The following is a 24,316-nucleotide window of genomic DNA, read 5'->3' as shown; positions in this document are numbered from 1 at the left end:
ACCTGACGGTGTGTCAAGCAATGTTTTGGCAATGACGGCGGTATCGGCTAGGGGATCAGGCGCTTTATCGTGCGGAAACATTCAGAAGTGAACCACGGGCAAATCGAAGCGAAGTCTCCACTCTCTTTAATAGTGTCATATATACGACAAAACCCGCACTCGACGAGTGCGGGTTCTGCGGGCGGACGGAGCCGGCTCAGCCGGCGGGGACGGGCAGCAGCCCCTGCTCGGCCAGCACCTTCCGCACCACGGCGACGCCGTTGAAGGTGCGCGGGAAGCCGACGAAGACCAGACAGTGCAGGACCGTCTCCACGATCTCCTGCGGGGTGGCCCCCACTTCGAGGGCGACCTTGGTGTGGAACGAGAGCTGGGGCTCGCAGTCGCCGAGCGCCAGCAGCGAGGCCAGGGTCAGGAGTTGACGCTGCTTCGGGTCGAGCCCGGGCCTGCTGTAGACGTCCCCGAACGCGAACTCCGCGACATACCGGCCCAGATCGGGCGCGACGTCACTCAGGGCGTCGAAGATCACCTGGGCGTCGCCGCCGATCTCCGCGAGCTTGGCGACCCCGCGCTCGAACCGCTCGCCGGGGGGCTGCGTCATGATCGCTCTCCAAGGGTGAGGTGCCGGAGGTCAGTTGGCCACGGCGGCGTGGCGGGCGGTGAAGTCCAGGATCCGGCCCCAGGCGTCGGTGCAGGCCTCCTGCCACTCGGCGAAGCCCCGGTCGAAGAAGGAGTGCGGGGCACCCTCGTAGACCTGGCTCTCGTAGGTCTTGCCGGCCTTCTCCAGGGCGCCGGTGAAGGCGTCGAACTCCTCCGGCGTGGTGGCCACGTCGCTGCCGGCGATGAGCAGCAGCAGCGGCACCTCCATGCCGTCGACCGCGTCCTCGACCAGCTTGGGCTGGCCGTAGAAGCCGATGGTGCCCGCCAGGCCCAGGCCGGCCGCCGACAGGCGCCAGGACTGGCTGCCGCCGAAGCAGAAGCCGACCGTGAAGACCGGGCCCGGGGCGGTCTCGGCCAGGTGCGCGACGGCCGCCTTGACGTCCAGCGCGACCTCGTCGGGCTGCACCAGCGGCAGGTACTGCTGCCAGTCGAACTCGTCGTCCCGCGCGCCGATGCCGGCCGTGCGGCCGTAGTAGTCGAGCGCCAGCACGGTGAACCCGGCCTCGGCGAAGCGCTGTGCCAGCTCCCGGTAGTACGGGTGCACGCCCCGGACGTCCGGGAGGATGACGACGCTGCGGCCGTTGGGCTCGGCCGGCACCGCGCGGTAGGCCTCGAAGACGTTGCCGTCCTCGGTGGTCAGCCGGACGATGCCGTGCTCGGCGACCTCACCCGGGTTCTCGATGCCCGGCGGACGGCTGTCGGTGGGGTGGCACATGGTGAACTGCCTTTCGATGATGGGTGGTTACCGCCCCCGGACGGGGAGGCCACGGGGCCCGGCCGCCGCGCTGACGGCGCAGGTGAGGCGAGCGGTGGAGCTGAGCTTTCCGGTGTGGTCGCTGATCTCGATCCCGTACGTGGCGTGCGCCCCCGCTTCGTGCAGAGGGCGGCAGACGCCGGTGACCAGCCCGCTCGACGCCCAGCGGTGGTGGGTGACCGACAGGTCGAGGCCCACCACGCTGCCGCCGGGGCCGGCGTGCAGCCAGGCCGCCACCGAGCCGAGCGTCTCGGCCAGCACGGCGTTGGCGCCGCCGTGCAGGATCCCGACCGGTTGGCGGTTGCCCCGGACCGGCATCGTGCCGATCACCAGGCCCGGTTCGCAGCGCAGGATCTCGATGCCCAGACGTGTGACGAGCTGCTCGTCCGCGTACTCCGGCAGGACCGCGACCGGCCCTAGCGACATCGCTGGCACAACCACCTCCGGAACGCGGGAGCCGATGCGAACGACCCTAGCGGCAAAAGCAGTTGGAATACGGCCCGGTGCGTAGTGGCCTCAAGGGTGGTACTGGCAGTAACAGCATCAGCACCTATGTGCCTCGCAGAACTTTTCTCGTGTTAGCTTTCGAATCAGCGGTCGCCGGCCGGATTTCCGCTCCGGTGGCCCGCCATGCGCACCGGCATTTTCATGGGGGAAAAACATGCCTGGAACCGCAGTTCACCTCGATTCGGTGGACGACTACCTCGGACCGGCCGAGAAGAGATTCTTCGGCGCCGGATTCCGCCGCGTCGAATACGACTACCAACCCGTCTCGGTCCGGTCCCTGGCCGACGGCAGCGTGATGCTGCACACCCTGCTCGGCGTGGCCTATCCCGCCGACTGGTCCCGCAAGGGCCGCAGCGCCGACCTCCGGCCGCACCTGAGCACCGTGGACGGTCTGATCACCGCGGTGCAGCTGAGCGAACTGACGCTCACCCACTCCTTCGGGCTGTCGGCCGCCGACCGCCGCCGGATGCTGGTCCGGTCCGTGCGGATCAAGGCCGGCACCACCCCGGACGAGGAGCTCGGGCGGCTCCAGGTGACGACCCGTCTGCTGACCAGCGTCACGGACCCGGCGGCGCTGAACGGCCAGTCCTCGGTCCTGGAGACCCGCCTCGGCGGCATGCGGGTGCGCTGCGAGATCGACCACGCCGCCGTCGGCCGCCCGCTCGGGCGCTCCGTCGGCCGGGCCCGCTACGCCGGCCCGGACAGCCTGCTCGGCCCGGCCGAGGAGCGCTACTACGGCACCGGCTTCGCCCGGCAGGCGCACGCGCTGCGCCGGGTCCTCGTCGAGCCGGAGCGGCTGCGGGCCGAGGCCGGGGTGCACATCGCCCGCGCCGGGCTGGTCGCCGACCAGGGCATCGAGGGCCGCTACCAGCCCTTCCTGGGCATGGTCGACAGCTTCGTGGTGAGCCTGCAGCTCGGACAGGTCCTGCTCTACGAGCTGGACGGCACCGAGCGCGGCGCCAGCAACACGCTGTGGATGCGCGGCACCGAGATCGTCGCGGCGCCGGTGCCCCAGGTGTGCAGCGACGGCGCGGCGGCCGTCACCCGGCTGGAGAACGCCCAACTGCTGGAGCGCCCCGACGGCGTCTGGCGGACCGCGGACGTGGTCGGCGTGCTCGGCGGGGTCACCACCCGCTGCTCCGTGACCCACCGCCTCCCCTGAACGACCCTGCCCCGTACGGCAGTCGACACCCTTTCCACGACCGGATCACCAGGAGGACCTCATGCGCATCGCGATCTCCGGCACCTACTCGTCCGGCAAGACCTTCACCTCGTACGCCCTGTCCCACCTCACCGGCATCCCGCGGACCCGCGCCCGCACCATGCGCGAGCTGCTGCCCGAGGCCGTCCCCGGCAAGACCCTGGAGCAGTGCACCGCCGCCGAGTTGGTGCAGCTGATCGTGCGCCGGCACTCGGAGCGCGCGGTCTTCGAGAGCCGCTTCGGCGACGCCTTCATCTCCGACGGCACCTCGCTGCAGGAGTGGATCTACGGCTCGGTCCGGGTGATCGTCGGCATCAACCCGAACGCCTCGCTCCACCTCGGCGAGCTGGAGAGCGTCGACCGCACCCCGGAGATCAAGGTCTTCGACGAGGTGATGGCGCAGCTCGGCGTGTACTTCAAGCAGCACGTCCAGCAGACCTACGACGTCTTCGTCCACCTGCCGAACGAGCTGGCGCTGGCCAAGGACGGCCACCGTCCGGTCAACGAGCGCTTCCGCTCGATGGCCGACGAGCGGCTGCTGGAGATGGCCGCCGAACTCGGCATCCCGGCGCACATCGTGGGCGGCACGATCCCCGAGCGCCTGGAGCGGATCCTCGAGGTCTTCGGCCTGCAGCCGAAGATGGGCATCGAGGAGGCGATCGAGCTCGCACAGCGCGAGTACCAGGCGGTCGACATGACCATCGAGTCCGACCGCGCCTCCGTCATCGTCCGCTGAGCACCGGCGATGCGGAGAACGGGGATCGTCGCGGGGATCGGATCGGCCGTCCCCGCGCGGACAGTGACCAACCATCAGCTGGCGGAGCGGATGGACACCTCCGACCAGTGGATCCGGAGCCGGACCGGGATCGCCGAGCGCCGGGTGATCGAACCCGGCACCTCGACCAGTGACCTGGCCGTCGAGGCCGGCCTGCGCGCGCTGCGCTCGGCGGGCACCGACCGGGTGGACGCGGTGGTACTGGCCACCGCGACACCGGACCACCAAGTGCCCGCCACCGCACCCGCGGTGGCGGCCCGGCTGGACCTGCCGGGGGTGCCGGCGTACGACGTGTCGGCGGTCTGCACCGGCTTCCTGTACGGGCTCTCCAGCGGCCTGGGCCTGATCGCCCAGGAAGCGGCCGACACGGTGCTGGTGATCGGTGCGGACGCCTTCACCACCATCATCGACCCGACAGACCGCAACACGGCACCCATCTTCGGCGACGGCGCCGGGGCCGTGGTGCTCCGCGCGGGCGCCCCGGACGAGCCGGGCGCGGTGGCCGCCATGGAGCTGGGGAGCGACGGCCGGCTCGCCGAGCTGATCATCGTCCCGGCCGGCGGCTCCCGGCAGCGCTCCTCGGGCGTGCCGGCCGCACCCGGGGACCACTTCATGCTGATGCAGGGCCGCGAGGTCTTCAAGCACGCCGTGGTGCGGATGACCGACTCCGCCCGGAGCGTGCTGGCCCGGGCCGGGTGGCCGCTGGACTCGGTCGACCTGCTGGTCGGCCACCAGGCCAACGCCCGGATCCTGCACTCGGTGGCCGAGCAGCTCGGCCTGCCGCCGGAGCGGGCGTTCCTCAACCTCGACCGCTACGGCAACACCGCGGCCGGATCCATCCCGCTGGCCCTGCACGAGGCGGCCGCGACCGGCGTGCTCAAGCCGGGCGACCGGGTGCTGACCGCCGCCTTCGGCGCCGGCACCACCTGGGGTGCGGCCTGCCTGACCTGGCCGGACGTCAGCGCCGGCTGACCGCACGGCACTTCGGACAGCGGAACAGAACAGCAGAACAGCCGAACAGCCGAACAGCAAGGAGAAGCCCGTGCCCACCGTCAGTTACGACCGCCTGGTCGACTTCATCGCCCGCAAGGCCGAGGTGCCGGTCGAGGAGATCGTCCCCGACGAGCCGCTGGACACCGTCGGTCTGGACTCCCTGGTCCTGATCGAGGTCGCGCTCTTCGTCGAGCGCGAGTACGGCATCGAGCTCGCCGAGGGCGAACTCGCCGCCACCCAGACGCTCAACGAGTGGACGGCCTTCCTGGACGGGAGGACGCCCTGACCCCGGTGGCCCGCCGCGCCGCCTTCCTGGACGTCGACGGAACGCTGATCCGGATCACCAGCCTCTTCCGCTTCCTGGCGTTCGACCTCCGGCTGAGCGGGGCGCCGCCGTCCCGGTACGAGGAGCTCCTGGCGGAGGTCCGGAGTCTGAAGGCGGCCGGCGCCCCCCGGGAACGGACCAACCGCGCGTTCTACCGGGTCTTCGCCGGCCGCCCGGCGGAGGAGCTGGCGCAGCGCGGCGAGCTCTGGTTCCGGGAGGAGGAGAGCCTGCCCGGGCTGTTCAACCTCCGGGTGCTGGAGCGGCTGGAGGAGCACCGGGCGGCCGGGGCCGCGATCGTCGCGGTCTCCGGCTCCTTCCCGCCGTGCCTGGCACCGATCGCCCGCCGGATCGGCGCCGACGCGGTGATCTGCACCCGGCCGGAGGTCCGCGACGGCCGGTACAGCGGCGAGGTTCCCGTGCCGATGATCGGCGATCAGAAGGCACGGGCGGTGCACCGGTTCGCCTCGGTGCACGGACTGGACCTGGCCGAGTGCCACGCGTACGGCGACGACGAGTCCGACGCCCCGCTGCTCGCCGCGGTCGGGCACCCGTGCGCGGTCGGCGACCGGCCGGCCCTGCTCCGGCTGGCCGCGGCGCGCGGCTGGCCGGTGCTCGACGGCTGAGGCCCCGTCAACCCACCGCACCACGACCACCGATCGAGAAGGCACACCATGACAGAGCTGATGAACGTGATCCGGACCACCGGAGCCGGGGCGGCGGCGGACGTCCTCGTCCCCGCCGTGGCCCCCCGGCCCGTACCGCTGCCCACCGAGGTGCTGGTGCGGGTGCACGCCGCCGGGGTGAACCCGGTGGACTGGAAGGTCCGCAGCGGGGTCTTCCCGCCCGGCGGGCTCGGCGCCCCGCCGTTCGTCCAGGGCTGGGACGTCGCGGGGGTGGTGGAGTCCGGCCCCCGGGTCACCCGCTTCCAGCCGGAGGACGAGGTGTTCGGGCTGGTCTGGTTCCCGCGCCCCGGCGGCGGCTACGGCGAGTACGTCACCGCGCCCGCCCGGCAGTTCGCCCGCAAGCCCGCCGCGCTGAGCTTCGAGGAGGCGGCGGCCCTGCCGATGGCCGGGCTCACCGCCTGGCAGACGCTGGCCGAGGTGGCCGAGCTCCGGGAGGGCCAGCGGGTGCTGATCACCGCGGCGGCGGGCGGGGTCGGGCACCTGGCCGCGCAGATCGCCGGGGTGCGGGGCGCGGAGGTGACCGGGACGGCCAGCGCGCCCAAGCACGACTTCCTGCGCTCGGTGGGCGTCGACCACCCGGTCGACTACACCGCCGGCCGGGTGTCCGAGCAGGTGCGGGACCAGGACGTGGTGCTCGACCTGCTCGGCGGCGAGCACACCCTGGACCTGCTGCGGACGCTGCGCCCGGGCGGGCTGCTGATCCTGGCCATCGGCCAGGTGAGCCCCGAGGTGGCCACCCGCGCCCTGAGCCTGGGCGTGCGGGTGACGCCGTTCCTGGTCGAACCCGACGGGGCCGGGCTGGAGGCGCTGGCCGGGCTGGTGGAGGCCGGCCGGCTGCGGGTCCACCTGGAGCGGGTCTTCCCGCTGGCGGACGCCGCCAAGGCGCACGAGCTCGGCGAGACCGACCGGGCCACCGGCAAGATCGTGCTCTCCGTGCGGAACTGACCCTCCGCCAACTCCGCGCGCCGATAACCTGGTTGCGCACCGATGCCGCCGCAGGCCGGTCTCCCCCGTCCGGCCTGCGGCCCGCTGCCCCGGGTGGGCGGCCGGCGACGGCCGCCCACCGTCGACCTGCGAAAGGCCGTACTGGTGACCACCTCCGGAGCCCCTTCCCCCGTGCCCACCGCCGCCCGGCCGGGACGCCGGCCCCTGCTGCCGGGCGGCGGGCTCTCCGACGGCACGGTCACCCTGTTCTCGGTGGCCGCCGGCCTCGCGGTCGCGAACATCTACTACGCGCAGCCGCTGCTCACCGCGATCGCCGCCACCTTCCGCTCCGGCAGCGGCGCCGCCTCCCTGGTCGTCACCGTCTCCACGGTCGGCTACGCGGCCGGCCTCGCCCTGCTGGTCCCGCTCGGCGACATCGTCAACCGCCGCCGCCTGGTGGTCCTGCTGCTCTCGGTGGTGGCGCTGGCCCAGGCCGCCTCGGCGGCGGCGCCCTCGCTGGCCGTCCTGGTGGTGCTCTCGGGACTGCTGTCGGTCACCGCTGTGGTCGCCCCGCTGCTGGTCTCCTTCGCGGCCACCCTGGCGGAGCCGGAGCAGCGCGGCCGGGTGACCGGCCGGGTGATGAGCGGGGTGCTGGCCGGGGTCCTGCTCGCCCGTACCGGCGCGGGCGCGGTCGCCCAGTACGCGGGCGGCTGGCGCTCCGTCTACGCGGTGGCGGCCGTGCTGATGGTGCTGCTCGCGGCGGTGCTGTGGCGCACCCTGCCCGACGTGCCGCGGGCCGCGGAGCTGCGCTACCCCGCCCTGCTCCGCTCCGTGGCCACGGTGGTGCGCCAGGAGCCGGTGCTGCGGCTGCGCTGCCTGTACGGCTTCCTCTGCTTCGCCTCGTTCAGCGCCTTCTGGGCCTCCGCCGCCTTCCTGCTGGTCGCACCCCCGTACTCCTTCGACGAGGCGCTGATCGGCGCGTTCGGCGTGCTCGGCATCGCGGGCGCGGTGGCCGCCCGGGCCACCGGCTTCCTGGTGGACCGGGGCCGGGACCGCACCGCGACCACCGTCCTGCTGGCCGCCTCCTGCCTGAGCTGGGCCCTGCTCGCCGTCGACCACGGCCGCGCGGCGGTCCCGCTGGTGCTCGGCGTGCTGCTGCTCGACTTCGGCGTCCAGGGCGCCCAGGTGACCAACCTCGGCGTGCTCTACCGGCTCCGGCCGGAGGCCCGCAGCCGGATCACCATGGCCTACATGACCACCTACTTCCTGGGCGGCGCGGTCGGCTCCGCGGTCTCCGGCGCGCTGTACGCCGGGTACGGCTGGTGGGGCGTCTGCGCGGCCGGCGGCGGCGCGGCGCTGCTCGCGCTGGCGGTCTGGACGGCGGAGTCGGTCGTCCTGCGCCGCAGGACCGCCGCGGGCACCGTGGGCACCGCGGGCACCGTGGGCACCGCGGGCACCGCGGGCACCGCCGACTGAACCCGGCGACGACCGGTCCCGGGGCGGTTCAGGGCCCGTACACCGAGTCCAGCAGGCCGTTCACGAAGGCGTCCAGGTCGTCCAGGCCGGCGCTGGCCAGGGCGCGGGGGTTGCCGCCGAGGAGCTGGGGGATGGCGGCGTGCAGGGCGAGGGTGACGGTGGCGGCGCGGCGGGGGGTGACGGGGAGTCCGGCCGCGCGCTGGGCGTGTTCGAAGCCGGCGAAGTCGGCGGCGACGACCGAGGCGAGGGTGTCGGCCAGCCAGGGGCGGCGGGCGGCCTCGATCTGGAGCTCCAGGTAGGCGAGCATCCGGGGGGCGCCGGGGCCGGCCACGTCGTGCAGCAGTCCGGCCATCAGGGCGGCCAGGCCGCGACGGTCCACGGGGTGGGCGCCGGAGGCCATCACCTCGGCGGTGGTGCGCTCGTACTGCTCGACGATCCGCTCGGCCGTGGCCCGGAGCAGGGCGTCCCGGCTCGGGTGGTAGTTCTTGGCGGTGCCCAGCGGCAGCCCGGCGGCCGCGTCCACGGCCCGGTGGGTCAGCCCCCGGCCTCCCGCTTCGGCCAGGACCCGGATCGCGGCGTCGCCCAGCCGGTCCCGGCGGTTCTCACTCACCGTCAGTTCTCCTCGTTCCTCGGTGCGTTGCCCAAACTACCCCAGGCGTGGTACCACAGGTGTGGTAGACCGGAAGCCATACGACGCCGGGGGGCGCGATGACGGGTACGGCCGTGGTGGTGGGAGCGGGAGTCGGCGGGCTGGCGGCCGCGATCGGGCTGCGCCGGGCGGGCTGGCGGGTGACGGTGCTGGAGCGCCGCGCCGGGATCGAGCGGTACGGCACCGCCTTCGCGCTCCACCCCGCCGCGCAGGACGCGCTCGACCGGCTCGGGGTGGGCGAGGCGGTGCGCCGCCGCGCGGTGCCGTACCGCTCCGCGCAGATCCGCACCCCGGGCGGGCGGGTGCTGGCCCGGCTCCCGCTGGACCGGGTGGAGAAGAAGGCGGGCAAGCCCGAACTGCTGCTCTCCCGCCCGTACTTGATCGATGCCCTGCTGGCCGGCCTGGAGGCCTTCGGGGACGTGCCGGTCAAGGCGGGCGAGGCCGTCACCGACACTACGGAGCTGCGGGCCGCGCACGACCTGGTGGTCGGAGCCGACGGCATCCGCAGCGTGGTGCGCGGGGACTTCGGCACCGCGAGCGGGCCGCGGAACATCGGCTCGGTGGCCTGGATCGGCATCGCCGACTTCGAGAGCGGGCTGCACGGCGAGACCTGGGGCCGCGGCCGCTTCTTCGGCCTCACCCCGGTCGAGCCCGGCCGCACCAACTGGTACGCGGCCGTCCCCGAGGGCACCACCGCCGACGACCTGCCCGGGCTCTTCGAAGGCTGGCACGACCCGGTCCCCCGCATCCTCACCGGGACCGACCCGGCCGGCTGGCTCCGCTACGAGATGCGGCACCTGCACCCGGCCCTGCCGAGCTTCGTGCACGGCGACCGGACCGCCCTGATCGGCGACGCCGCGCACGCCATGACGCCCAACCTGGGCCAGGGCGCCTGCACCGCCGTCCTGGACGCCGAGGCACTGGCCCGCGCGGTGGCCCGGCACGGGGTCACCGGCGTGCCGCAGGCGCTGCGCGACTACGACCGCGAACGGCGGCGCACCGCCCAGCGCACCGCCTTCGCCTCCCGCACCCTGCACCGCTTCGTCTCCACCGAGCGCACCGCGCTCCGGGACGGGCTGGCCCGGCTGCTGCCGGGCTGAGCCGTCGTCAGTCCGTGGCCGGCTTGGCGGGCACGGCAGCGGGCTGCTCGGGCTCCTCGACGAAGTTCACCCGACCGAACTGCTTGTTCATGGACTTGACCAGGAACCAGGTGGCCACGCCGAGGGCGGCGAAGACCACGAAGCCGAGCAGGCCGGGGGTGACCTTGGCCTTGTCGAAGGCGATGGCCGCGGTGGCGAGGTCGGTGAGGTGCATCGGGGTGCTCATGTCTCCAATGGTGGCCCGGCCCTACACGGACCGGGCCACCGGGGTGGAATGTGTCGCGCCGTCAGGCCGAGGCGGCGGTGCCGGCCGGGGTGCGCAGGCCGGCGAACAGGTCGTCCTCCGGCAGGTCGGTGTCGACCAGGGAGCGGGCCAGCTCGTAGTCCTCGGTCGGCCAGACGGCCTTCTGGACCTCCAGCGGCACCCGGAACCACGGGCCGTCCGGGTCGATCTGGGTGGCGTGCGCGATCAGCGCGCGGTCCCGGGTCTCGAACCAGTCGTCGCAGCGCACCCGGGTGGTGATCTCCCGGTCCTGGCGGCCGCTCTTCTCCCAGCCCGCGATCCACTCGCCGTACGGCGACTCGATGCCGTGCTCGGTCAGGTACGCGTGCATGGCCCGGATCCGGCCCATGGTGAAGCCGTTGTAGTACAGCTTCGAGGGCTGCCACGGCTCACCGAGGCCGGGGTAGGTCTCCGGGTCACCGGCCGCGCCCCAGGCCGCCATGGTGATCTTGTGGGTCATGATGTGGTCCGGGTGCGGGTAGCCGCCGTTCTCGTCGTACGTGGTGATCACGTGCGGGCGGAACTCGCGGATCAGCTTCACCAGCGGCGCGGCCGCCTCGGCCACGTCCTGGAGGCCGAAGCAGCCCTCCGGCAGCGGCGGCAGCGGGTCGCCCTCCGGGAGGCCGGAGTCGACGAAGCCGAGCCAGGCCTGCTTGACGCCGAGGATCTCCCGGGCCGCGTCCATCTCCTTGCTGCGCACCTCGTGGATGTTCTCCTCGATCCACGGGTCGCCCTGGAGCTTGGGGTTGAGGATCGAGCCGCGCTCGCCCCCGGTGCAGGTGGCGACCAGGACGTCCACCCCCTGCGACACGTACATCGCCATGGTCGCGGCACCCTTGCTGGACTCGTCGTCCGGGTGCGCGTGCACCGCCATCAGTCGCAACTGCTCAGTCAACGCCTGGTTCCTTCCGGGATTCATCCGGTTCATCGGGCCGCTCCCCCCGCCGCCTCCGGCGCGGACGTACCACTCCTATAGTGACTGACCGAAGGGCCCGTCCATTCCCCCCGCAGACCGGCGGCCCCTCAGCGAAAGGACTGAGCCGCCATGGACTCCGGACGTACGACCACCGCCGCCGCCGTGCCGCAGGGCCGCTACGGCCGCACCTCCGACCGGGAGGCCGATCGCAGGCTCCGGACCCTCGGGGTGGTCTGCGGCGCGCTGGGGCTGGCCCTGGTGGGCTGGCTGGGCTGGTCGTACGTCAGCAAGGGCTCCGAGATGAACGGCCTGGTGCCCGGGTTCCAGGTGGTCTCCGACAGCGCCGTGCAGGTGCAGCTCTCCGTGCACAAGAGCGACGGGAAGGCGGGGGTCTGCACCATCCGGGCCCAGGCCGAGGACGGCGGCGTGGTCGGGCTGCACGACTTCCAGGTGCCCGCCGCCGGGGGGACGTACGACGAGGTGGTCACCCTGCGCACCACCGCCAGGGCCACCAGCGCACAACTGCTGGGCTGCACTCCGGCGAAGTAACGCCCTCCCCTTCGTCGGCGGAACTTGTTAGGCTCGTGGTTTCGCCCCTTCCGCGCCGCCTGCCCGGAAGCCGGGCGTTGCTTTGTAGTACGACACCGTTCGGCTGCTGACCCAACCCTCAGCGCGACCCTGCACCTACGAGGAGCACCCGTGACCCAGACCAGCGAGAACGTGACCTGGCTCACTCAGGCCGGCTACGACAAGCTCAAGGCTGAGCTGGAGTACATGACCACCACCTGGCGTTCCGAGATCGTCCAGAAGATCGAGGCCGCGCGCGAGGAGGGTGACCTCAAGGAGAACGCCGGCTACCACGCCGCCCGGGACGACCAGGGCAAGGGCGAGCTGCGCATCCGTCAGCTCACCCAGCTGCTGGAGCGGGCCAAGGTCGGCGAGGCTCCGGCCGGCGCGGACGCCGTGGCCCCCGGCACCGTGGTCACCGTCGCCTTCGACGGCGACGAGGACGACACCATGAAGTTCCTGATCGGCTCCCGCGAGATGGCGGGCACCACCGACATCGACGTCTACTCGCCGCAGTCCCCGCTGGGCCTGGCGATCGACGGCAAGAAGATCGGCGACGAGGCGCACTACGAGCTGCCCAACGGCAAGCGCGCCATGGTCAAGATCATCGCGGTCGAGGCCCACACCGGCTGACGCACCCTCAGCACGCGGCAGAGCGGCCGCCCCCTCCTGGAGGGGGCGGCCGCTCTCGCGTCGCGGACTAGCCCACGGCCGAGCGGTACTTGCGCACCGAGAGCCAGCCGAACAGGCCCAGGATCACCAGCGACCAGAGCACCGAGACCAGCACGGCGTTCTCCATCGGCCAGCCGCCCTGCACCGGGCCGAGCTGGTTGCCGAACAGGTCGCGGCAGGCCTGCACGGTGGCGCTGAACGGGTTCCAGTACGCGATCGGCTGGAGCCAGCCCGGCATCGAGCTGATCGGCACGAAGGCGTTGGAGACGAAGGTCAGCGGGAACAGCCAGATCAGACCGGCCGAGGTGGCCGCCTCGGGGCTGCGCACCGAGAGGCCGATCAGCGCGCCGATCCAGGAGAAGGCGTAGCCCAGCAGGAGCAGCAGCGCGAACGCGCCGAGCGCCTTGAGGAAGCCCTCGTGGAAGCGCCAGCCGACGATGGCCGCCACGACCGCCAGCACCAGCAGGGTGAAGGCGGTCTGCACCAGGTCGGCCAGGGTGCGGCCGACCAGCACCGCGGAGCGGGCCATCGGCAGCGAGCGGAAACGGTCCACCAGGCCCTTGGTCATGTCCTCCGCGATGCCGGCCGAGGCGCCGGCCACCGCGAAGGTGACGGTCTGGGCGAAGATGCCCGCCATCAGGAACTGGGTGTAGGTGTCGGTGCTCGCGGTGGCACCGGGGATCTGGATCGCTCCGCCCATCACGTAGGTGAAGAGCAGGACGAACATCACCGGCTGCATCAGGCCGAAGACCACGATCTCCGGGATGCGGGTCATCCGGCGCAGGTTCCGCTTGGCGACCACCCAGGAGTCGTGCAGCATCGCGGCGAGGCCGTGCTTGGGGTGGGTGACGGCGGAGCCGATGGCTTGTTGCGGGTTGGCCGTGGTCATCAGGCGTCCTTCCCGTGGCTCTTGCGGCCCTTGGCCGGCTTCTGCCCCTCGCCCGACTCGTCCTCGTCCTCCTCGACCGTGGCCCGGCCGGTGAGGGAGAGGAAGACGTCGTCCAGGGTCGGGCGGCGCAGGCCGATGTCGTCGATCTCGATCGAGCGGGCGTCCAGCTCGCGGATCACGTCGGCCAGCACCCGGGCGCCGCCGCTGACCGGGACGGTGATCTTGCGGGTGTTCTTCTCCAGCGCCGGGTCGCCCTTGGCGTACGGGGCGAGCGCGGCCTGCGCCTCGGTCACGTCGTCGGCGCGGTGCACCACGACCTCGATCCGCTCGCCGCCGATCTGGGCCTTGAGCTGGTCGGCGGTGCCGCGGGCGATCACCTTGCCGTGGTCGACCACCGCGATGTCGTGGGCGAGGCGGTCGGCCTCCTCCAGGTACTGGGTGGTGAGCAGCAGGGTGGTGCCCTGCTCGACCAGGGTCTCGATGACCTCCCAGAGCGCCAGCCGGTTCCGCGGGTCGAGGCCGGTGGTCGGCTCGTCCAGGAACATCACCGGCGGGCGGACCACCAGGGCGGCGGCCAGGTCCAGGCGGCGGCGCATGCCGCCGGAGTAGGTCTTGGCGGTGCGGTCGGCGGCCTCGGTGAGGTTGAACCACTCCAGCAGCTCCTTGGCCCGGGCCTTGGAGTCGCGGTTGGTCATCTGGTAGAGCTCGCCGACCATCTCCAGGTTCTCGCGCCCCGTCAGGTACTCGTCGACGGCGGCGTACTGGCCGGAGAGGCCGATCAGGCTGCGCACCTTGTTGGGGTGCTTGAGCACGTCCACCCCGGCGACCACGGCGTGGCCGGAGTCGGGGCGGAGCAGCGTGGTGAGGACGCGGACGGTGGTGGTCTTGCCGGCGCCGTTGGGGCCGAGCAGCCCGAGCACCGTGCCTTCGGGGACGTCCAGGCTGACGCCGTCGAGGGCGCGCACGTCACCGAAGGTCTTGACCAGGTTCTCGGCTTGGATGGCTGGCGCCATGAGCCTGCCTCATCTCCTTCTGGGGGATTTGTCCTTTTTATCCCATGGCGGTACCCGGGTGCCCGGGGATTCATGCCGCAGGAAAGGCCCTGACACCCTCTCAGCTACCTGTGACAACCGCCTCCGGTTTTCGGGATCGGCGGCGCCGGTCAGCTGCTCACCACGTAGTCCGCGTCCCGGAGTTCGCCCACCACCAGGGCGCAGTGCTCCGGCCCCTTGGTCTCCAGGTGGAGGTCCACCTCGACCTCGGTCAGTCCCAGCCGCGGGTCGATCCGCACGTGCGCCACGTCCAGCACGTTGGCGTCCACCCGGGTGAGCACGGCCAGCAGGTCGGCCAGCGCCCCCGGCTTGTCGGTCAGCCGGACCCGCAGCGACAGGTAGCGCCCTGCGGCGGCCAGGCCGTGCCGCAGCACCCGCTGCATCAGCTGGGGGTCGATGTTGCCCCCGGAGAGCACCGCCACCACCGGGCCGCCCCGGAAGTCCTCCGGGTGCTCCAGCAGGGCCGCCACCGGGCTGGCCCCGGCCGGCTCGACCACCATCTTGAGCCGCTCCAGGCCGACCAGCAGGGCCCGCGACAGGCTCTCCTCGGAGACCGTGCGGACGCCGTCGGCCAGGGCGTTGACCACCTCGAAGGGGATGTCGCCCGGGCGGCCGACCATGATGCCGTCGGCCATGGTGGCGAAGCGCTCCAGCGACACCGGCCGCCCGGCCGCCAGCGAGGGCGGGTAGGCGGCCGCGCCGGCCGCCTGCACCCCGATCACCCGGACGTCCGGCCGCAGCGGCTTCACCGCCGCCGCGATGCCCGCCAGCAGCCCGCCGCCGCCCACCCCGACCAGGATGGTGCGCACCTCCGGGCACTGCTCCAGGATCTCCAGGCCGACGGTGGCCTGGCCGGTGACCACGTCCCAGTGGTCGAAGGGGTGGATGAAGGTGGCACCGGTGGTCTCCGCGTACTGCTGGGCGGCCCGCAGCGCCTCGTCCACGGTCGCGCCGTGCAGCTTCACCTCGGCGCCGTAGTCACGGGTGGCGGCCACCTTGGGCAGCGGGGCCGCGCGCGGCATGAAGACGGTGGCCCGGACCCCGAGCAGCGAGGCGGCCAGCGCCACGCCCTGCGCGTGGTTGCCCGCGCTGGCGGCCACCACGCCGCCGGCCCGCTGCACCGGCGTCAGCCCGGCGATCCGCACGTACGCGCCGCGCAGCTTGAAGGAGCCGGTGCGCTGGAGGTTCTCGCACTTGAGGTGCACCGGGGAGCCGATCAGCCCGGAGAGGTACCGGCTGCTCTCCATCGGGGTGACCCGGGCGACCCCGGCGAGCATCTTGTGCGCACCGCGGACGTCGTCCAGGGTGACCGGCCAGTTCTGCATGGTTCCTCAGGTGCCGTGTGACGTACGGGAATTGACGAAGGGGCGCGCGCCACAAGGCGCGCGCCCCCGGGTGGAGCGGGATCAGCCGAGCGCCTGCGTCAGGTCGGCCAGCAGGTCGTCGATCGCCTCGATGCCGACCGAGACCCGGACCAGGTCGGCCGGGACCTCCAGCGCGGAGCCCGCGACCGAGGCGTGGGTCATCAGGCCCGGGTGCTCGATCAGCGACTCCACGCCGCCCAGCGACTCGCCCAGGGTGAACAGCTTCGCCCGGTTGCAGACCTCGACCGCCGCCTGCTGGCCGCCCGCGACGCGGAACGACACCATGCCGCCGAAGGCCTTCATCTGCTTGGCCGCGATGTCGTGGCCCTGGTGCTCCGGCAGGCCCGGGTAGTAGACCTGGCTGACCTTCGGGTGCGAGGTCAGCAGCTCGGCCACCTTCTCGGCGTTGGAGCTGTGGCGGTCCATCCGGACGCCCAGGGTCTTGATGCCGCGCAGCACCAGCCAGGCGTCGAACGGGCCGGAGACCGCGCCCATCGCGTTCTGGTGGTACGCCAGCTCCTCGGCCAGGCCCGCGTCGGCCGCGACCAGCGCGCCGCCGACCACGTCCGAGTGGCCGCCCATGTACTTGGTGGTCGAGTGCACCACCACGTCGGCGCCGAAGGAGATCGGCTGCTGCAGGTAGGAGCTGGCGAAGGTGTTGTCCACCACCAGCAGCGCGCCCGCGGCGTGCGCCACCTCGGCCAGGCCCGCGATGTCGGAGATGCCGAGCAGCGGGTTGGACGGGGTCTCCACCCAGACCGCCTTGGTGCCCGGGCGGATCGCCGCGCGCACGGCGTCGAGGCTCTGGGTGTCGGCCACCGAGAACTCCACGCCCCAGCGGCTCAGCACCTTGGCGAACAGGCGGAAGGTGCCGCCGTAGGCGTCGTTCGGGATGACGATGTGGTCGCCCGGCTTCAGCACGGTGCGCAGCAGGGTGTCCTCGGCCGCCAGGCCGGAGGCGAAGGCCAGGCCGCGGGCGCCGCCCTCGATCGCGGCGAGGCACTCCTCCAGCGCGGTGCGGGTCGGGTTGGCGGAGCGGCTGTACTCGTAGCCGCCGCGCAGCCCGCCCACTCCGTCCTGCTTGTAGGTGGACACCTGGTAGATCGGCGTGACGACGGCCCCGGTCTGGGGGTCTGCTTCCTGGCCCGCGTGGATGGCGAGGGTCTCGAAGCCCTGGGGAAGAGGGTGCTCGGTCATGGTCCGAGCCTAGTCCGCAAACGGGACCAAGGCGGTCGATACGCCCCCCGGTCGGACCGTCCGTCAACTTCCGCGCGTGGTGCGGCTACGATCTGCACGCCCCGTACACGTGTCCGACCCGAACGGAGCATCCCGGACCGGCCGGCCGAGCGCCCTCGCGCACGCCCCCGCACCCGCCGTCCGACCCACCGTCAGCTGCCCGTGAACCACCGGAGTGCCCCGTGCTGTTCCTGACCATCGCGGTCATCGCGCTGCTCTTCAGCCTGTTCAAGTCCCTGCGCGCCCGCCGGGCCGCCCGCCCGCCGGCCCCGCTGACCGACGCCGCCGCCCAGCGCTTCGGCCTGGTCCCCGACCGCGGCCTGGTGCTCGGCCACACCACCCTGGACGACCGGGGCCGGGCGGCCCTGGAGTCCGCCGAGCGCGGCGACTGGCGCCCGGCCGCCGAGTACGTCGAGGAGGCCGGGACGGACTGGGACGAGCGCTACGACCGGATCGACCTGCTGGTCGACCTGGCCGGCCGCCGCCACGAGTGGCTGGAGGCCTGGCGGCAGGAGCGGCCGGAGTCCTCGGACGCCGCCTCGATCCGCACCGCCGCCCTGGTGCACGCCGCCTGGGCGATCCGCGGCTCCGGGTACTCCGACACCGTCACCGACGAGATGCGCAAGGGCTTCCAGGCCAAGCTGGCCGAGGCCCGCGAGGCCGGCGCCGCGGCGGCCCGCCTGGCCCCCGCCGGCGACCCGACCCCGTACCTGGCCCAGCTGGCGCTGGCCCGCGGCCAGAACTGGTCCGCCGAGGAGTTCCGCGCGCTGTGGGCCGAGGTCTCCTCGCGCGCCCCGCGGCACTGGGACGGCATCTGGCAGGGCAAGGAGTACTGGACCCGCAAGTGGCACGGCAGCCACGAGCTGATGCACGCCTTCGTCGACGCCACGATCGCCGCCAACCCGGTCGGCAGCCTGCTCACCGTCCACAAGCTGGACGCCTACACCGAGCAGTACGGCGACGCCGCGGCCGGCCTCGGCACCGCCGAGCTGCGGGCCGCCGTGGACGCCCTGCTGGCCGACCTGGCCGCCGCCCGCCCCGACCACCCGCAGCTGGCCGCCGCCCGCGGCACGGCCGTGCGCTTCCTGGCCGGCCAGGGCCGCCACGCCGAGGCGCTGGCCCAGCTCCAGGCCCTCGGCCCGGTCATCCCGCGGACCTTCCTGCGCTCCTCGAACGGGCCGGACGAGTTCACCGACCTGCGGGCCCGCACGGTGGCCGCGCTCGCCCGCGGCTGACGCCGCGTCAGCGGGAGGGGCCGTCCGGGCCCGGCCCGTCCGGAATTTCCGGGCGGGCCCCCTGCGTTGTCAGGGTCACCCCCCGATGTCGAACCCCGGGAGCAGGCCGTGCTGTTCAACCGTTCCAAGAGCGAGCTCGTCACCCCCGAGGAGGCCCTGCCCGGCCGCGCCGAGCCCCGGTTCGTCCCGGCCGGCCCGCACACCGTCCTCGGTACCCCGCTCACCGGCCCCTACCCGGACGGCCTGGAGGTCGCCGACTTCGCGCTCGGCTGCTTCTGGGGCGCGGAGCGCACCTTCTGGCGCCTGCCCGGCGTCTTCACCACCCTGGTCGGCTACCAGGGCGGCCACACGCCGAACCCGACGTACGAGGAGGTGTGCAGCGGCCTGACCGCGCACACCGAGGTGGTCCGCGTGGTCTACGACCCCGCCGTGATCTCCTACGAGACCCTGCTGAAGACCTTCTTCGAGTCCCACGACCCGACCCAGGGCTTCCGCCAGGGGAACGACCGGGGCACCCAGTACCGCTCCGCCGCCTACACCCACTCCCCCGCCCAGCTGGCCGCCGCCCTGGGCGCCAAGGACGCCTTCCAGCCCGCGCTGACCGCGATCGGCCTCGGGCCGATCACCACCGAGATCGCCCCGGCCGGCCCGTTCTACCCGGCCGAGGAGTACCACCAGCAGTACCTCTCGGACGCCAAGAACCCGAACGGCTACTGCGGCCTCGGCGGCACCGGCGCCAGCTGCCCGATCGGCGTGGCCAAGGCCTGACGACCGGCACGGAACGGGCCCCGTCGCTCCCCCCTTCCGGGGGAGCGACGGGGCCCGGGTGCGTTCCGGTCTATCGTCAGCCGCCGGCCGCGGCCAGCGCCTTGAGCTGCTCGAAGGTCATGCCGGCCTGGGCCAGCACCTTGATCTCGGCCTCGGGCGCGCCGAGCGCGACGAGCTCCTTGATCTGCGCGTCGGTCAGCGTGACCGCACCGGCACCGGGCTTGACGCCCGGGATGTCGGCGCCGCCCGGGACGGGGGCGCCGCCCTTGCCGGCCATCGCGGCGCCCATGACGGCGCCCATGGTGTCCTCGAGGTCCTTCTTGGTGATCGCGGTGGCGCCGGTCGGGGCCTTGGGGGCCTCGGCGTCCTTGGCGAAGGTCACCTTGATCGGCATGTGGAGGTCGGCCGGGGCGTCCTTCTCGAACTGGGCCAGGTCGAAGGAGACCGCCGAGAGGGCGCCGTCCTTGATGAAGACGTCGACGCCGACCTTCTTGTCCGGGAAGTCGGACGGGACGGTGGCGGGCAGCTCGTCGAAGCCCGGCAGGTCCTTCGCCAGCGGCTTGATGCTCTTCAGCAGGTCGTCCGCGAAGGCCTTGGCGGGGGCGGCCACGTAGATGTGGTCGGCGCCCTCGTGCTTGCCCTTGTCCTCGAAGGTGACGTTGCGGGAGATGACGTCCTTGACGGTGTTGACCAGGCCGGAGGCGACCTTCGGGTCCACCGACGGGGCGGCCGAGGGGCTGCCCTTGCTGCCCGCCGCCTTGCCGGCCTCCTCCGCCAGGCCCTTGAGGGTCTTGGTGTCGATCGAGACCCACTTGCCGCCGATGGCGTCCTGGAAGACCTTCGGGAAGAGGGCGGCGCCCTCCTTCAGCTCCTTGGTGTCCTCGCCGGCGATCTTGGCGATGCCGTCGACGTCGGCCTTCGCGTAGAGGGTGCCGTCGATGTAGCGGATGTCGGCCAGCGCGGCGCCGTCCTTGCCGGTGAGGGCGTAGGCGGCGTCGAACCCGAGGTCGTCCGGGATGGAGTTGAGGTCGGCGGCCTGGCCCTCCTTGAGGCCCGCCACGTCCTTCAGCGGCTTGTCGGCGGCGATCGCGACCGAGAGCTTGATGCCGGACATCAGCTCGGCCGTCTTCTGGTCGAGCTGCTCGCTCTTGTCCTTGGAGACGGCCTTGTCGAAGGCGAGGATCTGCTCGGGCGTGGCGTCGAAGCCGAGCTCGGCCTTGAAGCTCTTGCCCTCGTAGACCTTGCCGAAGGCGTCCGAGACCTTGTCGGCGGCGGACAGCTGCTTGACGGTGCCGCAGGCGACCAGGCCGCCGGCCAGCACGACGGAACAGGCGGTGGCGGTGGCGGCGACGCGGGCCGTCCGGCGCAGGGTGGTGTTGATGGGACTTCTCCCCCGTGAAAGGCACCCGGACTGCTCACCGGGCTGCAGTGCTCGACTCTTGGTGACGACCCCAGGCAAGCAGCTTTCACCCGCCGGGTCACCCTGTTTTCGGCACTTGTGGCCGAAGCAGGACGCACCCGGTAACTTATCCGGTTCTTATGACGAGCCCACGACCGGGTCAGACCGCGCTGCCGGCCTTCCACGCGGACCAGTCCATGTTCCAGCCGTTCAGGCCGTTCGACGGACTCACGGTCCTGTCACCCGAGTTGATCACCTCGACCACGTCCCCGGCCATCGAACTCGCGTAGAACTTGGCACCGTTCGTCCCGGGATCACCGGCGCCCTTGACGTCCCGCAGGGCGATGCAGCCGTGGCTGGTGTTGGCGTTGCCGAACTGTGACGCGGGGGACCAGTAGTTGCCGTGGATGAAGGTGCCGGAGGTGGTCAGCCGCTGGGCGTGCGGGACGTCCGGGATGTTGTACTCGTCGCCCAGGCCGACGGTCTGCGAGTCCATCTTGGTCTGGGTGTACTGCTCGGAGATGACCATCTTCCCGGCCCAGGTCCGGTGCTCCGGGGAGCCGCCGATCACCGGGTAGGTGGCGGTCACCTGGCCGTCGGTGGTCACCGTGAGGGTGTCCTTGCCCAGGTCCGCGACGCTGACCTGGCTGCGGCCGATGGTGAAGGCCACGTCCTTGGACTGGGTGCCGTAGACGCCCTTGGCGCCCTCCACGTCCTTGAGCCGCAGCTTCAGAGTGACCTTGGTGCCCTTGGCCCAGTACTGCTCGGGGCGGAAGTCGAGCCGGGTGCTGGAGTACCAGTGCCCGACGACCTCGACGCCCGGCTCGGCCGTCACCGTGATCGCCTGCTGGACGGCCTTGCGGTTGGTGACCGCCTTGTTGAAGTTGATCGAGACCGGCATGCCGACCCCGACGACGGCCCCGTTCTCGGGGGTGAAGTAGCCGACGAAGGTGTTGGCCGGGGAGGCGGTGGCGAACTTCGCGTTGGCGTCCGCCTCCAGCTTGTCCTTGTCCTGGGCGACGGCCGCCACGGCGTACTTGGCGCCGCTGGACAGCGGCGCGGTGGAGGTCCAGCTCGCGCCGTCGGCGGCGAGCTGGCCGGCTATCTCCTTGCCGTCCTCGGCGGTGAGCTTCACCGAGGTGAGCCTCCCGTCCACGACGGTGACCTTGACCGGCTCGGTGAACGGGGCGTCGGTGACGCCGTCCGCCGGGGAGACGGTGATCTTCGCGACCGAGGTCCTCGGCGAGCCGCTGCCGCCCGCCCCGGTGCCCCCGCCGCCACTGCCGCCGGATGGCTTGTCGTCGTTGCAGGCCGCCAGCAGGAAGACGGGGGCACCGAGCATCCCGGCCAGTACGCCGCGCCTGGTCCAGTGCGGCTTCTCGGTCTGCGTCACGGCGGTTCTCCCTGCTCTTCACCTACGGGCGTTACGTACCAAATCAACGCGATCCGGGCGGAAGCGGTTCCATCACCAAACGGTTGAGATCGTACGAGAGTACTGAAGATGCCGCCAGAACGGACAAATCCCCCACCCGGGGCTCCGGGCGGGGGATTCGCGGTGCTGCCTACTGGTCCGCGTACTCGGTCCAGGTCTCCTCGTCCGGGTCGTAGTCGATCCGGGCCGACTCCCAGGTGGCCGAGGTCAGCTCGGTGCCGGGGACGCCGCCGAGCAGCGCCACCGGGTCGATGAAGTGCGCGAGCGAGCCGGACGGGTCCAGCTCGATGGCCTCCACCGACTGGCCGCGCTCCTCGTCGTCCAGGTACTCGTCGGCCTCCACCTGGGCCAGGGCGGCGGCCTTCAGGGCCTGCTCGTCGGTGATCTCGGCGACGATCTCGATGCTGAGCCGTACGTAACGGGGGGCGTCCTGCTCGGGCAGGTCAGTGCTGGTCATGGGGGCGAGCCTAGGCGAGCACCCGCCGCCGGGGAAACGGGTGAGGCCGGCCCCCTCGGAAGGGGGCCGGCCTCGCCGTCTCCGCCCTGGTTCCCCCACCCGGGAACCGCGGAGCGCGCCTCGCGGCGCGGTAGGTGCCGCGGGGGCCACCACACCCTGGGCCGGCCTGGGCCGGCACAGGGGCGGGACGACGGCAACCCCCACGGGCAGGACACGGTGGGCCGGGTCAGGGCCGACCGACGTGTCCGTGGTGACCCCGGTGCGGGGAGCCGCTCCCGCTTCCGCTGTCACCTGCTTCGGCGTCTCGCCGTTGACCACTACAGTGCACGACCCGTGTTAACCGCGTGATGCGCGCAGGTGACGCCGGTGTACCACTTCGTGCCGGGAGCGTTCCGTCAGCCGCCGTCCCCGGCACGGCGGCTGACGGCGGGTCAGTGACCGGCCCGGTTGGCCAGGAAGGCCAGCAGGTCCTGGCTGGTCACGATGCCCTGCGGCTTGCCCTCGACCAGCACCACGGCGGCGTCGGCCTTCTCCAGCACGGTCATCAGGCTGGTGACGGTCTCGCCCGAGCCGACCACCGGCAGCGGCTTGGACATCACGCTGTCCAGGGTGTCGGTGAGCGCGACCTTCTGGGTGAACAGCCCCTCCAGCAGCTCCCGCTCCACCACCGAGCCGATCACCTCGCCGGCCATGATGTCGGGGTGCCCCGCGCCCGGCGAGACCACCGGCATCTGCGAGACGCCGAAGTCGCGCAGCACCCGGATCGCCTCGGCCACCGTCTCGTTGGGGTGCATGTGGACGAACTGCGGGACGCCCTCGTGCTCCAGCGCGTCCTTGCGGGCCAGCACCTCGACGATGTGCGCCTCGTCGGTCTCCGAGGGCAGGAAGCCGTAGTCGGCCATCCAGTCGTCGTTGAAGATCTTCGACAGGTAGCCGCGGCCGCCGTCCGGCAGCAGCACCACGACCACGTCGTCCGGGCCGAGCCGCTTGGCGACCTCCAGGGCGGCCACCACGGCCATCCCGCAGGAGCCGCCGACCAGCAGGCCCTCCTCCTTGGCCAGGCGGCGGGTCATCTGGAACGAGTCCTTGTCGGAGACGGCGACGATCTCGTCCGCCACCTCGCGGTCGTAGGCGGTCGGCCAGAAGTCCTCGCCGACGCCCTCGACCAGGTACGGGCGGCCGGTGCCGCCGGAGTAGACCGAGCCCTCCGGGTCGGCGCCGATCACCTTGACGGCGCCCTTCGAGGCGTCCTTGAGGTAGCGGCCGGTGCCGGAGATGGTGCCGCCGGTGCCGACGCCGGCGACGAAGTGGGTGATCTTCCCCTCGGTCTGCTCCCAGAGCTCGGGGCCGGTCGAGTGGTAGTGCGAGGCCGGGTTGTCCGGGTTGGAGTACTGGTCCGGCTTCCAGGCGTTCGGGGTCTCGCGGACCAGGCGGTCGGAGACGTTGTAGTAGGAGTCCGGGTGCTCGGGCGCGACGGCGGTCGGGCAGACCACCACCTCGGCACCGTACGCCCGAAGGGTGTTGATCTTGTCGGTGGAGACCTTGTCGGGGCAGACGAAGATGCACTTGTAGCCCTTCTGCTGGGCCACGATCGCCAGGCCGACCCCGGTGTTGCCGGAGGTGGGCTCGACGATGGTGCCGCCCGGCTTGAGGGCGCCCGAGGCCTCGGCGGCCTCGATCATGCGCATCGCGATCCGGTCCTTGACCGAGCCGCCGGGGTTGAAGTACTCGACCTTCGCCAGCACCGTGGCGCTGATCCCGTCGGTGACCTTGTTGAGCTTCACCAGCGGCGTGCCGCCGACCAGGTCGATGATCGAATTGTGGTACCGCACGGGGGTCCTCCCGGTCTGGGGCAATGCGACGTCTGTGAGTACCTCAAAGCCTAGGGCGTCTCAAGGGGTGGACGGGCACTTGCGGGACGAAAGGGAACCGCGTCCGGCTCGGCGGGGGCGCGGGCCGTTCCGGCGACGGGCGGCGCGGCACCTGACGTTCTCTCCCCGGA

General features: G+C 72.3%; 26 protein-coding genes. 12 read left to right on the top strand and 14 right to left on the bottom strand.

All coding sequences use genetic code 11. The features are described 5' to 3' along the window. Positions 1-196: 196 nt before the first annotated feature. Genes ABD946_RS09835 through ABD946_RS09825 form a run of 3 tightly spaced genes read right to left on the bottom strand, consistent with a single transcriptional unit; the run spans position 197 to position 1,837 of the window. Positions 197-598: a carboxymuconolactone decarboxylase family protein gene (locus tag ABD946_RS09835; protein ID WP_345282037.1), complete on the bottom strand. Its 402-nt coding sequence runs from the start codon at positions 596-598 to the stop codon at positions 197-199. A 30-nt stretch (positions 599-628) separates the two neighbouring features. Next, positions 629-1,372, bottom strand: a complete 744-nt coding sequence (locus ABD946_RS09830; protein ID WP_345282035.1) for a dienelactone hydrolase family protein — start codon at positions 1,370-1,372, stop codon at positions 629-631. Positions 1,373-1,399: 27 nt separating this feature from the next. Continuing rightward, the gene (locus ABD946_RS09825; protein ID WP_345282033.1) at positions 1,400-1,837 is read right to left on the bottom strand and encodes a hotdog fold thioesterase; all 438 of its coding nucleotides are present in this window, start codon (positions 1,835-1,837) and stop codon (positions 1,400-1,402) included. A gap of 235 nt (positions 1,838-2,072) precedes the next feature. Between ABD946_RS09825 and ABD946_RS09820 the strand changes: the two genes are divergently transcribed. The 7 genes from ABD946_RS09820 (at position 2,073) to ABD946_RS09790 (ending at position 8,295) form a co-directional block, all read left to right on the top strand. Next, positions 2,073-3,080: an AvrD family protein gene (locus ABD946_RS09820; protein WP_345282031.1), complete on the top strand. Its 1,008-nt coding sequence runs from the start codon at positions 2,073-2,075 to the stop codon at positions 3,078-3,080. Positions 3,081-3,141: 61 nt separating this feature from the next. Then, positions 3,142-3,855 (top strand): AAA family ATPase, encoded by a 714-nt coding sequence (locus tag ABD946_RS09815; RefSeq protein WP_345282029.1) that lies wholly within the window; start codon positions 3,142-3,144, stop codon positions 3,853-3,855. Positions 3,856-3,864: 9 nt separating this feature from the next. Continuing rightward, the gene (locus ABD946_RS09810; RefSeq protein ID WP_345282027.1) at positions 3,865-4,866 is read left to right on the top strand and encodes a beta-ketoacyl-ACP synthase III; all 1,002 of its coding nucleotides are present in this window, start codon (positions 3,865-3,867) and stop codon (positions 4,864-4,866) included. A gap of 70 nt (positions 4,867-4,936) precedes the next feature. Then, positions 4,937-5,173, top strand: coding sequence for an acyl carrier protein (locus tag ABD946_RS09805; RefSeq protein WP_345282025.1), 237 nt, complete (start codon positions 4,937-4,939; stop codon positions 5,171-5,173). Then, a complete protein-coding gene (locus ABD946_RS09800; protein WP_345282023.1) occupies positions 5,140-5,835 on the top strand; it encodes an HAD family hydrolase in 696 nt (231 codons plus the stop codon). The genes ABD946_RS09805 and ABD946_RS09800 overlap by 34 nt, the downstream gene beginning before the upstream one ends. Positions 5,836-5,883: 48 nt before the next feature. Next, complete coding sequence (locus tag ABD946_RS09795; RefSeq protein WP_345282022.1) at positions 5,884-6,840, top strand: NADP-dependent oxidoreductase; 957 nt, start codon at positions 5,884-5,886, stop codon at positions 6,838-6,840. A gap of 144 nt (positions 6,841-6,984) precedes the next feature. Next, on the top strand, positions 6,985-8,295 hold the full coding sequence (locus ABD946_RS09790; protein ID WP_345282021.1) for an MFS transporter: 1,311 nt from the start codon (positions 6,985-6,987) through the stop codon (positions 8,293-8,295). Positions 8,296-8,323: 28 nt separating this feature from the next. Here the strand turns inward: ABD946_RS09790 and ABD946_RS09785 are convergent, their stop codons facing one another. Then, positions 8,324-8,905, bottom strand: a complete 582-nt coding sequence (locus ABD946_RS09785; RefSeq protein WP_345282020.1) for a TetR/AcrR family transcriptional regulator — start codon at positions 8,903-8,905, stop codon at positions 8,324-8,326. Between the two features lie 98 nt (positions 8,906-9,003). Here ABD946_RS09785 and ABD946_RS09780 point away from each other — a divergent pair, with 98 nt between their 5' ends. Further along, positions 9,004-10,044, top strand: coding sequence for an FAD-dependent oxidoreductase (locus ABD946_RS09780; protein WP_345282019.1), 1,041 nt, complete (start codon positions 9,004-9,006; stop codon positions 10,042-10,044). Positions 10,045-10,051: 7 nt separating this feature from the next. On the opposite strand, the gene ABD946_RS09775 is transcribed toward ABD946_RS09780, so the two are convergent. Both ABD946_RS09775 and mca read right to left on the bottom strand, forming a co-directional pair. Continuing rightward, positions 10,052-10,270, bottom strand: a complete 219-nt coding sequence (locus ABD946_RS09775; protein WP_345282018.1) for a hypothetical protein — start codon at positions 10,268-10,270, stop codon at positions 10,052-10,054. Positions 10,271-10,331: 61 nt separating this feature from the next. Further along, positions 10,332-11,222, bottom strand: coding sequence for a mycothiol conjugate amidase Mca (gene mca, locus ABD946_RS09770; RefSeq protein WP_345282016.1), 891 nt, complete (start codon positions 11,220-11,222; stop codon positions 10,332-10,334). 150 nt (positions 11,223-11,372) lie between these two features. Between mca and ABD946_RS09765 the strand changes: the two genes are divergently transcribed. Continuing rightward, positions 11,373-11,792: a DUF4307 domain-containing protein gene (locus ABD946_RS09765; RefSeq protein WP_345282014.1), complete on the top strand. Its 420-nt coding sequence runs from the start codon at positions 11,373-11,375 to the stop codon at positions 11,790-11,792. A 150-nt stretch (positions 11,793-11,942) separates the two neighbouring features. Beyond that, positions 11,943-12,443, top strand: coding sequence for a transcription elongation factor GreA (gene greA, locus ABD946_RS09760; RefSeq protein ID WP_345282012.1), 501 nt, complete (start codon positions 11,943-11,945; stop codon positions 12,441-12,443). Positions 12,444-12,510: 67 nt separating this feature from the next. Here the strand turns inward: greA and ABD946_RS09755 are convergent, their stop codons facing one another. From ABD946_RS09755 to ABD946_RS09740, 4 genes are all read right to left on the bottom strand, one after another. After that, on the bottom strand, positions 12,511-13,302 hold the full coding sequence (locus ABD946_RS09755) for an ABC transporter permease (RefSeq protein ID WP_345282208.1): 792 nt from the start codon (positions 13,300-13,302) through the stop codon (positions 12,511-12,513). 68 nt (positions 13,303-13,370) lie between these two features. Further along, positions 13,371-14,384: an ATP-binding cassette domain-containing protein gene (locus ABD946_RS09750; RefSeq protein ID WP_345282010.1), complete on the bottom strand. Its 1,014-nt coding sequence runs from the start codon at positions 14,382-14,384 to the stop codon at positions 13,371-13,373. Positions 14,385-14,533: 149 nt separating this feature from the next. Continuing rightward, positions 14,534-15,748, bottom strand: a complete 1,215-nt coding sequence (gene ilvA / locus ABD946_RS09745) for a threonine ammonia-lyase (RefSeq protein WP_345282008.1) — start codon at positions 15,746-15,748, stop codon at positions 14,534-14,536. Between the two features lie 81 nt (positions 15,749-15,829). Further along, positions 15,830-16,984, bottom strand: coding sequence for a cystathionine gamma-synthase (locus ABD946_RS09740; RefSeq protein ID WP_345282006.1), 1,155 nt, complete (start codon positions 16,982-16,984; stop codon positions 15,830-15,832). 221 nt (positions 16,985-17,205) lie between these two features. Here ABD946_RS09740 and ABD946_RS09735 point away from each other — a divergent pair, with 221 nt between their 5' ends. Beyond that, positions 17,206-18,258, top strand: coding sequence for a DUF4034 domain-containing protein (locus ABD946_RS09735; RefSeq protein WP_345282004.1), 1,053 nt, complete (start codon positions 17,206-17,208; stop codon positions 18,256-18,258). A 108-nt stretch (positions 18,259-18,366) separates the two neighbouring features. Next, positions 18,367-19,026, top strand: a complete 660-nt coding sequence (gene msrA, locus ABD946_RS09730) for a peptide-methionine (S)-S-oxide reductase MsrA (RefSeq protein ID WP_345282002.1) — start codon at positions 18,367-18,369, stop codon at positions 19,024-19,026. Between the two features lie 76 nt (positions 19,027-19,102). Here msrA and ABD946_RS09725 read toward each other — a convergent pair whose 3' ends face one another. The 4 genes from ABD946_RS09725 to ABD946_RS09710 all read right to left on the bottom strand — a co-directional run bounded on the left by ABD946_RS09725 (position 19,103) and on the right by ABD946_RS09710 (position 24,146). Continuing rightward, complete coding sequence (locus tag ABD946_RS09725; RefSeq protein WP_345282000.1) at positions 19,103-20,485, bottom strand: hypothetical protein; 1,383 nt, start codon at positions 20,483-20,485, stop codon at positions 19,103-19,105. A gap of 100 nt (positions 20,486-20,585) precedes the next feature. Next, on the bottom strand, positions 20,586-21,767 hold the full coding sequence (locus ABD946_RS09720) for a L,D-transpeptidase (RefSeq protein WP_380149458.1): 1,182 nt from the start codon (positions 21,765-21,767) through the stop codon (positions 20,586-20,588). 220 nt (positions 21,768-21,987) lie between these two features. Continuing rightward, positions 21,988-22,314 (bottom strand): hypothetical protein, encoded by a 327-nt coding sequence (locus ABD946_RS09715; protein ID WP_345281996.1) that lies wholly within the window; start codon positions 22,312-22,314, stop codon positions 21,988-21,990. A 431-nt stretch (positions 22,315-22,745) separates the two neighbouring features. After that, positions 22,746-24,146: a cystathionine beta-synthase gene (locus ABD946_RS09710; protein WP_345281994.1), complete on the bottom strand. Its 1,401-nt coding sequence runs from the start codon at positions 24,144-24,146 to the stop codon at positions 22,746-22,748. Between the last annotated feature and the right edge of the window lie 170 nt (positions 24,147-24,316).

The organism is Kitasatospora albolonga (genome assembly GCF_039535905.1).
GTDB lineage: Bacteria > Actinomycetota > Actinomycetes > Streptomycetales > Streptomycetaceae > Kitasatospora > Kitasatospora albolonga.
This window is presented reverse-complemented; position numbering and strand designations above follow the sequence as displayed.